The 13631-nt window shown below is 62.7% G+C and carries 12 protein-coding genes; 7 read left to right on the top strand and 5 right to left on the bottom strand.

All coding sequences use genetic code 11. The features are described from left to right. Window positions 1-8: 8 nt before the first annotated feature. The 4 genes from pstB to pstS all read right to left on the bottom strand — a co-directional run bounded on the left by pstB (window position 9) and on the right by pstS (window position 4153). Window positions 9-788, bottom strand: a complete 780-nt coding sequence (gene pstB / locus AC1DD7_RS22125) for a phosphate ABC transporter ATP-binding protein PstB (RefSeq protein WP_431117483.1) — start codon at window positions 786-788, stop codon at window positions 9-11. Between the two features lie 70 nt (window positions 789-858). After that, window positions 859-1962 carry a phosphate ABC transporter permease PstA gene (gene pstA / locus AC1DD7_RS22120; RefSeq protein WP_477516566.1) on the bottom strand — a complete coding sequence of 368 codons (1104 nt, stop codon included), beginning with the start codon at window positions 1960-1962 and terminating at the stop codon, window positions 859-861. Then, window positions 1963-2895: a phosphate ABC transporter permease subunit PstC gene (pstC, locus tag AC1DD7_RS22115; protein WP_477516565.1), complete on the bottom strand. Its 933-nt coding sequence runs from the start codon at window positions 2893-2895 to the stop codon at window positions 1963-1965. A gap of 136 nt (window positions 2896-3031) precedes the next feature. Then, entirely contained in the window at window positions 3032-4153 is a 1122-nt protein-coding gene (pstS, locus tag AC1DD7_RS22110; protein WP_477516564.1) for a phosphate ABC transporter substrate-binding protein PstS, read from the bottom strand. A gap of 258 nt (window positions 4154-4411) precedes the next feature. Between pstS and AC1DD7_RS22105 the strand changes: the two genes are divergently transcribed. The 4 genes from AC1DD7_RS22105 to disA all read left to right on the top strand — a co-directional run bounded on the left by AC1DD7_RS22105 (window position 4412) and on the right by disA (window position 8988). Further along, window positions 4412-5539, top strand: a complete 1128-nt coding sequence (locus AC1DD7_RS22105; RefSeq protein WP_477516563.1) for an FUSC family protein — start codon at window positions 4412-4414, stop codon at window positions 5537-5539. Window positions 5540-5586: 47 nt separating this feature from the next. After that, complete coding sequence (gene radA, locus AC1DD7_RS22100) at window positions 5587-6960, top strand: DNA repair protein RadA (RefSeq protein ID WP_354231738.1); 1374 nt, start codon at window positions 5587-5589, stop codon at window positions 6958-6960. A 64-nt stretch (window positions 6961-7024) separates the two neighbouring features. Continuing rightward, window positions 7025-7648, top strand: coding sequence for a Pr6Pr family membrane protein (locus AC1DD7_RS22095; RefSeq protein WP_477516562.1), 624 nt, complete (start codon window positions 7025-7027; stop codon window positions 7646-7648). A 263-nt stretch (window positions 7649-7911) separates the two neighbouring features. After that, window positions 7912-8988: a DNA integrity scanning diadenylate cyclase DisA gene (disA, locus tag AC1DD7_RS22090; RefSeq protein ID WP_431117477.1), complete on the top strand. Its 1077-nt coding sequence runs from the start codon at window positions 7912-7914 to the stop codon at window positions 8986-8988. Between the two features lie 37 nt (window positions 8989-9025). Here the strand turns inward: disA and AC1DD7_RS22085 are convergent, their stop codons facing one another. Next, window positions 9026-9745, bottom strand: a complete 720-nt coding sequence (locus AC1DD7_RS22085; RefSeq protein WP_477516561.1) for a hypothetical protein — start codon at window positions 9743-9745, stop codon at window positions 9026-9028. 179 nt (window positions 9746-9924) lie between these two features. On the opposite strand from AC1DD7_RS22085, the gene AC1DD7_RS22080 reads away from it, so the two are divergent. The 3 genes from AC1DD7_RS22080 to AC1DD7_RS22070 all read left to right on the top strand — a co-directional run bounded on the left by AC1DD7_RS22080 (window position 9925) and on the right by AC1DD7_RS22070 (window position 13629). Further along, the gene (locus tag AC1DD7_RS22080) at window positions 9925-10875 is read left to right on the top strand and encodes an HhH-GPD family protein (protein WP_477516560.1); all 951 of its coding nucleotides are present in this window, start codon (window positions 9925-9927) and stop codon (window positions 10873-10875) included. Window positions 10876-10988: 113 nt separating this feature from the next. After that, a complete protein-coding gene (locus tag AC1DD7_RS22075) occupies window positions 10989-11471 on the top strand; it encodes a hypothetical protein (RefSeq protein WP_431117474.1) in 483 nt (160 codons plus the stop codon). Between the two features lie 805 nt (window positions 11472-12276). Continuing rightward, window positions 12277-13629 (top strand): cation:dicarboxylate symporter family transporter, encoded by a 1353-nt coding sequence (locus AC1DD7_RS22070; protein WP_477516559.1) that lies wholly within the window; start codon window positions 12277-12279, stop codon window positions 13627-13629. Window positions 13630-13631 lie beyond the last annotated feature (2 nt).

Genomic DNA, 13631 nt, shown 5'->3' with positions numbered 1-13631 from the left:
CAGGGCCCTTATCCGAAGCGGCCGGAGACGTAGTCTTCCGTGGCCTTCTGGGCGGGGTTGTTGAAGATGCTGGTGGTGTCTGCGAACTCGATGAGCTTGCCGGGCTTGCCTGTGCCTGCAATGTTGAAGAACGCGGTCTTGTCCGACACACGGGCGGCCTGCTGCATGTTGTGGGTCACGATCACCACGGTGTACTGGTCCTTGAGCTCATTGATGAGGTCCTCGACGGCCAGCGTGGAGATGGGGTCCAGGGCTGAGCAGGGCTCGTCCATGAGGATCACCTGGGGCTCAACAGCAATTGCGCGTGCGATGCAGAGGCGCTGCTGCTGGCCGCCCGATAGGCCGGAACCTGGCTTGTCCAGGCGGTCCTTGACCTCGTTCCAGAGGTTGGCACCAACCAAGGACTTCTCCACCAGGGCATCGGCTTCACCCTTGGAGATCTTCTTGTTGTTCAGCTTCACACCGGCCAGAACATTGTCGCGGATGGACATGGTGGGGAACGGGTTAGGGCGCTGGAAGACCATGCCAACCTGGGTGCGAACGGTAACGGGGTCAACGCCGGGGTCGTAAAGGTTGTCGCCGTCCAGCAGGACCTCGCCCTCGACGCGTGCACCGGGAAGGACCTCGTGCATGCGGTTCAAAGTGCGGAGGAAGGTGGACTTGCCACAGCCGGAGGGGCCGATGAAGGCCGTGACGGACTTGGCTTCAATGTTGATGTTGACGTCCTCAACAGCCAGGAAGCTGCCGTAGTAGACATTCAAGTCTTTGACGTCGATGCGCTTGGACATGGTGTTCCTTATTCCTTGGGGGTTTCTGGAAGTTTGATTGGCAGGCCCGGAAAACCGGCGACCGGCCCGGCTAGCGTCCCGTTTTGGGTGCGAACAGACGGGCAATGAGGCGGGCCCCGAGGTTCAGGAGCATCACCAGGATGATCAGCACCAAAGCGGCGCCCCATGCCCGCTGGTCCGAGGGGCCAGGGTTGGACGGCGACGTCGGGTTCAGGATCTGGGTGTAGATGAACGTGGGCAGCGAGGCCATCCAACCGCCGAATACGTTGTTGTTGATGGTGGTCGCGAAGCCTGCGGTTACCAGAATGGGGGCCGTCTCGCCGATGACCCGGGCGATCGCCAAGGTGACGCCGGACGCGATGCCGGAGATCGCAGTCGGGATGACCACTTTGGTGATGGTGCGCCATTTACGCACCCCGAGCGCGTAGGAGGCCTCGCGAAGCTCGTTCGGGACGATCTTGAGCATTTCCTCGCTGGAGCGGACCACTACGGGAATCATCAGGACGGAAAGCGCGACGGCGGCTACCGCACCGGTCTTGGTGCCGGGGCCAACAACCGCGAAGAAGAACGCTGCCGCGAAGAGGCCCGCCACGATGGAGGGAATGCCGGTCATGACATCCACGAAGAACGTAATGGCGCGGGCCAGGGGACGGTCGTTGCCGTACTCCACCAAGTAGATCGCGGTGAGCAGACCCACCGGGACCGAGATGACCGTGGCCAGGAGCGTGATCTGGAGGGTGCCCAGCAGCGCGTGGTAGATGCCGCCGATGACCTTACCGCCTTCCTCCACTGCCTTGTTGTCGAATGCGCCGGTGACGCCATTCATGGACGTACCAAGGAATCCGGGGGTTACCAGGCCGGGAATGCCGTTGACCAGCACGGTCCAGATGACGGAGATCAACGGCAGGAGGGCAATCAGGAAGGACCCGACAATCAAGCACGTGGCGAGCTTGTCCTTGGCCTTGCGGGCACCCTCAACGGCGCCGCTCCATGAGACCAGGCCGATGGTGAACAGCACCGCGGAGACAAGGCCCCAGCCGAAGGCGTTGAACCCGATAAGGGCCAGGATGGCTGCGCCCACGATCAGGGCGACGGCCAGGACGATGTAAGGAGCGAACTTGGGCAGTTGGCCCTTGGTGAGCGCCGAGCGCTTTCGGACTACGGTGGCGGTCATTTAGTTGGCTCCCGAGAATTCTTTGTGCTTGGTGATGATCCAGCGGGCAATCATGTTCACGCCAAGGGTGATAACGAACAGGACCAGGCCTGCGGCGATCAACGTGTTGACCTTGAGCCCGCTGGCTTCCGGGAAGTTCAGGGCGATTTCGGCGGCGATGGTCTGGTTGCCGGACTGGATGAGGCTGGCAGTCAAGACCCCAGAGGACAGCACCAGTGCAACCGCCATTGTTTCGCCAAGGGCACGGCCCAGGCCCAGCATGACGGCGCTCACGATGCCCGGACGGCCAAACGGAAGTACGGCCATGCGGATCATTTCCCAGCGGGTTGCTCCCAATGCGAGCGCTGCTTCCTCGTGCAGCTTGGGGGTCTGCAGGAAGATTTCGCGGGACAGGGAGGTGATGATGGGCAGGACCATGACGGACAGGACGATGCCGGCGGTCAGGATGGTCTTGCCCGTGGCGGATGCCGGGCCCTGGAAGATCGGGATCCAGCCGAGGTTGTTGGCGAGCCAGTCGTAGGCCGGGGAGATTTCCTTGGCCAGGAACGCCGCACCCCAGGCACCGTAGACAACGGAGGGGATGGCGGCCAGCAGGTCCACAACGTAACCAAGCCCCGAAGCCAGTCGGCGCGGGGCGTAGTGCGAGATGAACAGGGCTACACCGATTGCCACGGGGGTTGCAATGACGAGCGCGATCACAGCGGCGATGAGCGTGCCCACCACGATCGGGGCGATGTAGGCGAAGAAGCCGTTGCCGCCCTGGATGTCCGCAGGCGGTGCGACGAGCGCAGGGATTGCCTGCACCACAAGGAACAGGGCGACTCCGAAGAGAACCGCCAGAATCAGGCACCCTGCGGCCATGGCGGCCCCGGAGAAAACCTTGTCCCCGGCGCGTCCTGCGCCTTGGGAGGTTGTCAGGGAGTTGGTGGTCACTTCACGATCCTTCAGTCTCAGTGAACTGGTCTTACATGGCTAAGTTCCCTATCCCGCGCGAACGGCGTTACAGCCACTCCGCGCGGGACAGGGAACTTCAGTGTTTAGCCGGGTTCAGGCAAACCCGCCGGAAACCTTAGGCCTTGGCCTTGATGGTTTCGATGGCGGCCTTGGCCTTGTCCTGCAGCGTCTTGGAGAGCGGTGCGGACTTGGCAGCGTCAGCGGCGGTCTTCTGACCTTCGTCTGAAACTACGTAGCTTTCGAAGGCTTTGACCAGGTCAGCAACTGCCTTGGTCTCGTACGTGGTGCATACGACGTGGTAAGAAACGAGCACTACAGGGTAGGCGCCCGAGGCAGTGGTCTTGCGGTCCAGCTTGATGGCGACGTCATTGGCAGCGCGACCGTCAACCGGCTTGCCGGCTTCTACGGCCTTGGAAGCAGCATCAGCGGAGATTTTGACGAATTCCTCGCCGACCTTGATGGAAGCAGTGCCCAGCTTGCCGGAGACAGCGGAGTCATCGGCGTAGGTCACGGCGCCCGGGGTGTCGGTGACGGTCTTGACGACGCCGGAGGTGCCCTTGGCGTTCTCGCCCTTCAGGGTTGCCGGCCAGATGCCTGCAGCTTTGTCCGTCCAGACCTCGGGAGCAGCAGCGGCGAGGTAGTCGGTGAAGTTGGTGGTAGTTCCGGAGTCGTCAGAGCGGTTCACGGGGGTGACCTTGAGGTCCGGCAGGGTAACGCCGGCGTTCAGGGCCGCGATTGCGGGGTCATTCCAGTTGGCGATTTCGCCGCGGAAGATTTTGGCGACCGTAGCGGCGTCGAGCTTCAGGTCCGTGACACCGGGGACGTTGAAGGCGACGGCGATCGGGGAGATGTATACCGGGATGTTGATGGCACCTTCGGGGCCGCACTTGGCCTTGGAGCTCTCGAGCTCTTCGTCCTTCAGGTAGGCGTCCGAGCCGGCGAACTGTGCCGAGCCATCGATGATGGCCTTGCGGCCTGCGCCGGAACCGTCCGGGGAGTACTGCACGGTTGCGCCCTGGTTGGCAGTGGCGAAGCCGGCCTTCCAGGCGTCCATGGCTGCGCCGGTGGAGGATGCGCCAATGCCGGTGAGGGTGCCGGTAACCTTGGTGCCCGCTGCTGCGGACTGCGTGCCAGCGGTGGTGCCCGTTGCGTTGTCTGAACCGCAAGCGGTGAGCGCGAGAGCGCCAGCTGCGATGACCGCGATTGCCGCGTTGCGGCCGAAGCGAGTTGCCTTCACTTGGATGTACCCCTTCCAGGGATTCTCTGATGCGGGCCGAACGGAGATTTCGGCGTGCGTGAGCTATGGACCTTTTGTGCCTTTACTGAAGGTAAGCAGTGCAGGTAACGGGACCTGACGTGGAAGGTGAACGCAAAGTGAACGACGGCGGACCATTGGGTTATGTGGCGCGCGCCACCTTGAGCGCGGCCCACGTGGCGCCCCGAGTAGCGTCCGGCGCGTCATCGTTGCCCGGGTTCGGCAAATAGACTGGAGGACATGGCTGCCGCGAAGGGATTTTCTGCAAGCAAGAGGTTCCTGCGTGCCAGAGTCCGGACGGGCTTGGTCCGTAGCCGGAACTCCCTGACGCCGGCCATTCAGATGACCGTGTGTGCCGTGGGCGCCTATGCTTTCGCGGAATACATCCTGGGCCACCAAGGGCCATTGTTCGCGGCCACTTCTTCGCTCATTGCGCTCGGCTTCTCCCGTGATCCGCGCTTGCGTCGCGTTATTGAGGTTGGACTGGGCTGCACGCTCGGCATCGTGGTGGGTGACCTCCTGCTCCACTGGCTGGGCGCTGGGATCCTGCAGGCCGCCGTCGTGCTTCTTTTCTCTATCCTGTTGGCCAGATTCCTGGACAGCGGGACGATTTTCACCACCCAATTGGGTCTCCAGTCGCTGCTGGTGGTGCTGCTGCCGGCGCCGGCCGGCGGGCCTTTCACGCGAAGCCTGGATGCCGTGGTGGGCGGCGTGTTCGCCCTGCTGGTGACTATTTTGGTGCCGAAGGATCCGCGCCGGGAGCCGCGCAAGGACGTCCAGAAGATCCTGCACGAACTCGCCGAAGTGCTGCGCGAGTGTGCCAAGGCCATGGTGGAAAGCGACTCCACCATCGCCTGGCACGCGCTGATCCGCGGCCGCAACTGCCAACCACTGGTGGACCGGATGCGGCAGACCCTCCGCGCCTCAGGCGAGGTAGCCACTCTGGCTCCGGCCCACCGCCGGCACCGCGACGAGCTTGCCAGTTTGGAGCAGTCGCTGGAATACATCGATCTTGCACTGCGTAACAGCCGTGTTTTTGCCCGCAGGCTCACCAGCGCGATCAACCATGCCGCGTTATCCGACGAAGCAATCGAAAGCATCTCCGAGGTACTGCAGGAGACTGCGGCAGCGATCGATGAGCTGACCATTGGCCTGGCGGAGCAGAGCGAGGGAACCCGCCGCGTCCACATGCGTCACGCCCGCAACGAGCTGACCGACATCGCCTCGCGCCTGCACCCCAAAATGCTGGACGTTCAGAAGCTTGAGGGCGAAACCGTCGTGATGCTGTTCCGGCCGCTCATGGTGGACCTTTTGGAGGCAAGCGGACTGGAATCCGACGAGGCCCGGGACGTGCTGCCGGCCCTTTAGGCTTCGCGCGGCTAATACTGTCAGTCCCCACGGCTAACCTTGAACCCATGGCTTCCAAGACCTCCCGCGCATCCAAGACACCCGCTTACAAATGCGCCGAATGCGGCTGGACGGCCATCAAGTGGGTGGGCCGCTGCGGTGAGTGCCAGGCGTGGGGAACGGTTGAAGAGTACGGCGCCACCGTTGCGCGTACGACGGCGGCCGCTACCGTTTTGGAGCCCGCCCGCCGTATCGCTGAGGTGGATGGGACAACAGCGGCATTCCTGCCCACGGGTGTGGACGAGTTGGACCGCGTCCTTGGAGGAGGGCTCGTCCCCGGTGCCGTCATCCTGCTGGCTGGGGAACCCGGCGTCGGGAAATCCACGCTGCTGTTGGACGTCGCCGCGAAGTTTGCCCGCACCGGGCAGGACGTTCTGTACATCACGGGCGAGGAATCCGCAGCTCAGGTCAAGCTACGCGCGGAGCGGATTGACGCGGTCGCGCATACTTTGTATCTGTCCGCCGAGACCGATCTTGGACAGGCGCTGGGCCAAGTGGAGAAGCTTGAGCCAAAGTTGCTGATCGTGGACTCTGTGCAGACCCTTAGCAGTGCGGATGTCGAGGGTAGTGCCGGCGGCGTTTCCCAGGTACGGGAAGTTGCGGCGTCCATCATCTCCGCGGCTAAGCGACGCAACATGACAACGCTGCTGGTGGGTCACGTAACCAAGGAAGGTACCATCGCAGGGCCGCGCTTGCTGGAACACCTGGTGGACGTCGTATGCCAGTTCGAAGGCGAGCGCCACTCCCGTCTGCGGCTGCTCCGGGCTGTGAAAAACCGCTACGGGGCTACCGACGACGTCGGATGCTTTGATCTCAACGAGGCCGGCATCGAGGGGTTGGCCGATCCCAGCGGGCTGTTCGTTTCGCGGACCCGTGAGCCAGTCTCCGGAACCTGCATCACGGTGACCATGGAGGGTCGCAGGCCGCTGCTGGCAGAGGTTCAGTCCCTTCTCGCTGAGAGCGCCAATTCGCAGCCCCGCCGTGCCACCAGTGGGCTGGAGAGCTCCCGGGTGGCAATGTTGCTCGCAGTGCTTCAGCAGCGTGCTGGCTGCATGCTTCATAAGGACGATTCCTATGTGGCAACTGTCGGCGGCGTGAAGCTGACGGAACCGGCCACCGACCTCGCAGTGGCGTTGGCCGTTGCGTCAGCCAAATCCCGCAAAGCCCTCCCCCAACGGCTCATTGCGTTCGGCGAGGTGGGCTTGGCTGGCGAAGTACGTCCCGTTCCCGGAATCAACCAGCGCATCCAAGAGGCACACCGCCTGGGCTTCACGCACGCCATTGTCCCTGCCAGCCCTGCCGGTGCGGGCGTTATCCCGGAAGGTTTCTCCGTGCGCGAAGTGGGGCATCTGGCCGAGGCGTTGGAGCTGTTGATCACATAGGCCAAAGGCGATCCTCGCGGGGTGTCGGGCGGCTACTGGGATGCGGCTCGGCAAGGATTGGGCCATGACCAAAAGAACTGTGCTTATTGGGGGACGCTTTTTCTTCGGCCTTTTGACGTTGGTGGCGGTGGGAACACAGCTGACGGTTCATTTGGGCATGGGCTATGACGTCTGGAACTTCTTCAGCTACTTCACCAACCTCTCCAACATCTTCGCGGCCCTGGTGCTGCTCATCAGCGGCTACAGGGTCCTCATCCGCAAACGCCCCAGCGAGATCGATGACGCCACCCGCGGTACGGCGACCATCGCCATGGCCGTGGTTGGACTGGTCTTCGGAGCTTTGCTTGCCGGCGAGGACCTGGGCTCACTCCTTCCGTGGGTCAACTTCGTGGTCCATTACCTGATCCCTGTGGTCATGGTGGTGGATTGGCTCTTCCAACCGCCGCGGGCAACCCTGACGACCCGCCACATCTGGTACTGGCTGCTTTATCCCATCGGTTACCTCGTCTACAGCCTGGTCCGGGGCGCTTTGGTGAACTGGTATCCCTACTGGTTCATCGACCCCACCCGGGCAGGGGGCTGGGGCGGCGTTGTTGTCTTTGCCCTTGCGATTTCCGTTGGCTTCCTCGTGGTAAGTCTGGCGATGCTGTGGCTCGGTAATAAGTTGAAGCGGCAGGTGGATTACTAGAATATCTACACCAATTTGTTATATCGGCCCATGTCAACCATCAATCGGCCCAAACAGCCCTTGCCAAGAACGCCCGGAAAGGCACCTTCAGGCGGTTCCCGTACATAACGAAATGACCCACTTTGGGGCTTGCTGGTGCGGTTAACGGCGCCCGGAAGCCATATCATGGTGCTAGTCGTCATTAGGGCATTTTTCGAAGCGCCCGCGGATGCCGGATTCAGCTTGTCTGTGAGCCATGGCTTGCACCTTCGAAGGGAAACCCTATGGCCCGGAGCCCGGAAGAGTCGCTCAAGGCGACTCTGGCCAGAGTCGCACCCGGAACTCCCTTACGGGACGGCTTGGAGCGCATCCTCCGTGGACGCACCGGCGCCTTGATTGTGCTTGGCTATGACCGCACCATCGACTCCATCTGTTCGGGCGGATTCGATATCGGCATCGAGTTCTCGCCCACGCGCCTCCGCGAACTCGCGAAAATGGACGGCGCCATCATCTGCGATAAGGACGCCAGCAACATCGTTCGTGCCGCTGTGCAGCTCGTTCCGGACTCCAGCATCGAGACGCAGGAATCCGGAACCAGGCACCGAACAGCAGAGCGCGTCGCCATCCAGACTGGCGTTCCCGTTATCTCTGTCAGCCAGTCGATGCAGATCATCGCGCTATATGTGAATGGCTTACGCCACGTCTTGGAGGGCTCGGAGAAGGTCCTCGCCCGCGCCAACCAGGCCCTGGCAACGTTGGAGCGTTACAGCGCAAGGCTGGACCAAGTGACCAGTTCCCTTTCAGCCCTTGAGATCGAAGCGCTGGTCACCGTCAGGGACGTCGCCGTCACCCTGCAACGCCAGGAAATGGTCAGGCGGATTTCCGAGGAAATTGCCCAATACGTCCTGGAACTTGGCGAGGATGGCCGCCTGCTGTCGCTGCAGGTGGAGGAACTCACCATGGGGCGCGGCCCGGGCAGCGATGTCATCATCCGCGACTACGCAGACCCCGATGCCACTCCCGAGGATATTGAAGAAGCCGTCCAAGCACTCCTCAACCTCGGACCCACCGAACTGATCGATCTGAGCAGGATTGCCGGAATCATTGGCTTCGCCGGTGGCGTGGAGCAGTTGGACGCCGTGGTCCAGCCTCGAGGCTACCGCCTCCTGTCCGGCCTCAAGTCCGTGCCGAAGGCCGTCGCCGATCGCCTGGTGGACTACTTCGGCGGCTTGCAGAACCTCATGGCAGCCACCATCGATGACCTCATGACTGTTGACGGTATCGGCGACCAGCGCGCACGCACGGTCCGCGAGGGTTTGAGCCGCATGGCCGAGGCCAGTTTGCTGGACCGCTTCCTCTAAGCCGGCAGTCGCCGTCGGACGCTTTCCGCTTCCACAACTAGTTCAACTGAAAGACGGCCTTGGTGCTGGACTTGTTCCCCAAGCGGGCCTCGAACGTGTAGTAGGCGCCGCCTGTGCCGGGCTTGGCCTCGATCGGGGCGCAGCCTTCAAGCGTCCGGTTGCGTTGCCAGGGGAAATTGGCGGTCTCGCTCTTGCCAGGCTGGATGGTCTTGACCAGGTCTTCACTGCCGGCCTGGCAATCCTTGGAGGAAAAGATCCGGTCCGAACCGCTCATCACCACGTACTCCATTTGGGACGTGCCAACGTTCACCTCACAGGGAGCCGTTCCGCCATTGGTAATGGTCATGGTCAGCAGCGGCTTCTCCTCCGCCGCGTAGGCTGGCTTGTCCGTAGCTGCGGCCACGGTCACCAGGCTCAGGTCACACACAGGCGTCGGCTTTGCGGACGGGGAGGCAGTGCCTGCTGTGGGCGCATTCCCTTGCGTGGGCACTTGGGACGCTTCAGGTGTGCTGACCGCTTGGGGCTCGGACTTACTTGCAAGCGCACCACTAATTGCCATGATGCCAGCCACCACGAGGGCGATCACGAGCAGCAGCGCGCCGAAGACAAACTGCCGACGCCGGCGGTAAACGGCGGGGCTTGGACGTCGCCTGGGCTTTGGGGTGCCAGGGCGGCCTGCACCGCCTGAATTACGGGCAGACCCCTTCGGCGGCGCTGATGTGCGCGCGGACGACTGGTTCTTACCCTGATTGGCCATGTTTCTAGGCTAGGCGGGCCCACTCCGCAGCACGCCACCACCACGCCGCCGGACGCCAAACCCGCCGTGTGTGACGTGCACCGCAGGAGCGTCGCCGTCCTGGTTTCCACTACAGTAGAGGGCAGAATTCCGGTGCTCCGGCGCCAACCTAAACATCAACAGTCCGGGAGATCTGACGCATGGCACTTCCCGGTACCGACCAACTCGCCGGACTCCACCAGTCCCTGGACCAGTGGTTCGCCGAGACTGCCAGGGACCTTCCGTGGCGCGAGCCTGATTGCAGTCCTTGGGGCATCCTGGTCAGCGAAGTCATGCTCCAACAAACTCCTGTGGTCCGCGTCCTTCCGGTCTGGCGGGACTGGATGGAACGCTGGCCAACCCCCGCGCACCTGGCCGATGAGCCCTCCGGGGAGGCCGTTCGTCACTGGGGCCGCCTCGGCTATCCCCGCAGGGCACTGCGACTTCACGCGGCCGCCGTCGCTATCCGCGACGAGCACTATGGCGACGTTCCGGACAGTTATCCCGAGCTCCTGACCCTGCCGGGCGTCGGCAATTACACGGCTGCCGCCGTCGCCTCCTTTGCTTTTGGCCGCCGCGAAACAGTGGTGGACACCAACATCCGTCGCGTCCATGCGCGGCTCATCTCCGGGCACGCCCTGCCCGCTCCGGCGCTCACAGCGGCCGAGATGCGCCTGGCCGATGCCCTGCTGCCCGAAGACCGGCCGCTGTCCGTGCGCTGGAACGCCTCCGTCATGGAACTGGGTGCCGTGGTGTGCACGGCCCGGAGCCCCAAGTGCACCGACTGTCCCGTGCGCTCAAGCTGCGCCTGGCTCGCGGCAGGTGAGCCACCGCCGTCGTACACGCCCAAGGGCCAGTCCTGGCACGGCACGGACCGGCAAGTCCGGGGAGCCGTGATGGCCGTCCTCCGCGAAGCTGCCATCCCGGTTCCGCGCGAGATGTTCGAGCAGGCGCCGGCGGACCATGGGTTCGCTCCGTCCGGCGTCGGGATTCCGCTGGCAGCACTGCACCGACTCAACTCAGCGCCCGAGCAACTGGAACGGGCACTCGACGGCCTGGTCAGCGACGGGTTGGCGGAAATCCACGACGGCGGTTTGCGGCTTCCGGCCTAAGCGGCAATCCCGCGCGGTGTCGGTTCGGCAACGGGCCAGCGTGAGCCGTAACGATGGGGTGCCGATTCCCTCCGTTGCGGCGCCTCCTGCTGGTTCCAGTCCTACCCTGAAGCATGGGCAAGATTGGTTTGGCTTTCACCCTGATGGGTACCTCGGCACTTCTTCCCAGCTGCTTCGCTGAACCGGTACCTTGCCCGGCGATCGCCCAGGCGTCTGGAGTCTCGATCACGGTGGCTGCCGGCTACGTGGACACAGTTGCGTCATTGCGGATGAAAGCGTGTCAGGACGGGACCTGCACCGAGGCGGACGTGGTTTTGCACCCTGGCTCAATCGCCGTGGATCAGGGCTGCTCCCCTGAAGGCGTGTGCTCCGCAACATCCTCCCCCGATGGAACGATGACCGGCTTCCTGGGACTGCCCGCGCTCTCAGAAAGTCCGCTTGAAGCAACCGTATCCGGCACCTCTCCATCCGGCACTGCATTGCCGGTGCGGACGCTGACGTTCACACCCAAGGCCGACTACCCGTTTGGTGAGCAGTGCGGTCGGTTCATCACCGCCAATCTGGTGCTCGATGCGACGGGGCTGAGGCAGGGTTAATCGGACGGTTCCTCTAGCGATTTGATTTTTGGACGGGTATCCTCATCTCACCTGCCTGATGGTCAAGTCCTGGGGGTGTTGTGCACCGGTCCGAGCAGCCCATCCGTGACACGTTTTCTGTTACGGCACCCACCCCTGCTGCCGTCGACGCCCCGGCGCCCAGCGCAGCAGAGGGAACCTCGGTCATGGATCTCAGCGCGAGGATCCGCAATAAGCATGGCACCGAATTGAACGAACTTCGCGAGGCACTCAGCGGGTCTTCACAACCCGGCCCACGCCACAGCGGCCGACGCCATTATCGAATGAGCCCCACCTCATCATTTGAAGACGAGAACATCAACGTGACGATCGTCGTCGAGACCGTGGAATGGGGATGGTTCGCTCCTGGGCCGGCCCGAGCGGGAACATGTGTAACCGTGTCCATTGCTGCCCATCGCAAGGACAGTGGAATCCAAGCCCCGCTCTCGTTGACCGAGTGCGACTCCTGGCTTCGAGCTCTCCTCCCCGGCCCTTGGATGACCCACGTTTACAGATGCTGCTGCTCCACCGGGTCCGCAAGTGCGGGGGTCATCTCCTACAGGTTGTTTCTCGATGCGCTCCATAAGCCGACTCCAAAGCCGACAGAGGTACTCGCGGAAGGCTGCCAACCACTTCAACTGCAGTAAAGTTCCGTATCGTGAAAACTTGATTCCGGTATTAAACACAATGTGGCGTTGGAATTAGCAATTCCGAAACACGCCCCTCATAGCGTCATGTGTGACCCCAGGCCGTGACCCCTCATGGCCCCGCACAGTTAGGCGCCACCATGAAGACTCCCGCACTCGATGTTGCCGTGAGCACACCAGCCAAGAAGCCACTCCATAAATCCCTGTTTTTCCAGATCCTGGTGGCCGTGGTGCTGGGGGTCGCCATTGGCTACTTCTGGCCGGATATCGGGTCTGCACTTCGCCCCCTGGGCGACGGCTTTATCCAACTCATCAAAATGATCATTGCGCCACTGATATTCCTGGTCATCGTCACGGGCATCTCGGCCGTTGGTGACGTGAAGTCCGTTGGCCGCGTGGGAGTCAAAGCCCTCATCTACTTCACCGCGGCCACACTTTTCGCGCTGGCGTTCGGGCTGCTCGTGGCCAACATCGTCCAGCCGGGAGCCGGCTTGAACATTGATCCGGCCTCCCTGTCAGCGGAAGCAGTCAACGCCAAGACCACCACGGCCCCGCCCAAGGACGCCGGACAATTCCTGCTGGGCATCATTCCCACCAGCGTGGTTGGGGCCTTCGCATCCAACACGCTCCTGCAGGTCCTCTGTTTCGCGGTCTTCTTCGGGGCTGCCATCGTGGTGGTGGGAAGGGAGAAGTGCAAGCCCGTCATCGACCTCATGGAGACCACCCTCGAACTCTTCTTCAAGATCATGTCGTGGGTGATGCGGGTTGCCCCGGTAGGCGCCTTCGGGGCAATGGCATTCATCATCGGCCAGTACGGGCTGGGTTCATTGAGCACGTACGCTCTGCTGGTGGCTGCATGCTACGGTTCGGCACTGGTCTTCATCGGATTACTGTTCATCGTGGCCTGGGTTTATCCACGCGTTCCGCTGTGGCAGTTCATCAAGTACTCACGCGAAGAGTTCATGCTGGCGCTGGGCACCGCATCCACGGAATCAGTGCTGCCGCGAATCATGACCAAGCTGACAAACGCAGGATGCTCCCGCGCAACCACGGGGCTGGTGGTTCCCACGGGCTACTCTTTCAACCTCGACGGCGCCGCGCTCTACCTTTCGATCTCGTTGCTGTTCCTTGCCCAGGCATTCGGCCATAACCTCGATTTAGGCCAACAGCTGGCTGCCCTCGGAATCCTGATGTTGACCTCCAAAGGCATGGCAGGCGTCCCTGGCTCGGCCTTCCTGGCCCTTTCCGCTACTGCCGGGGCTTTGGGAATCTTCCCCGTTGCGGGTGTGGCATTGCTCCTCGGAGCCGACAGGCTGATGGATTCCATGCGCGTCGTGGTCAACCTGCTGGGCAACTGCGTTGCCACGTTTGTAGTGTCCAAGTGGGAGGGACAATTCGATCGCGAGGCGATGCTCGCCGCCTTCCGCGGGGAAACCACGACGCCGGAACCCAGCAAAGAGGCTACGGAACCACCTGTGCCCGTTTCTGTGTAGTC

It is taken from the genome of Paenarthrobacter sp. 10L412 (assembly GCF_056395565.1).
The sequence above is the reverse complement of the archived record's forward strand: the minus strand, read 5'-3'. Positions and strand labels throughout refer to the sequence as shown.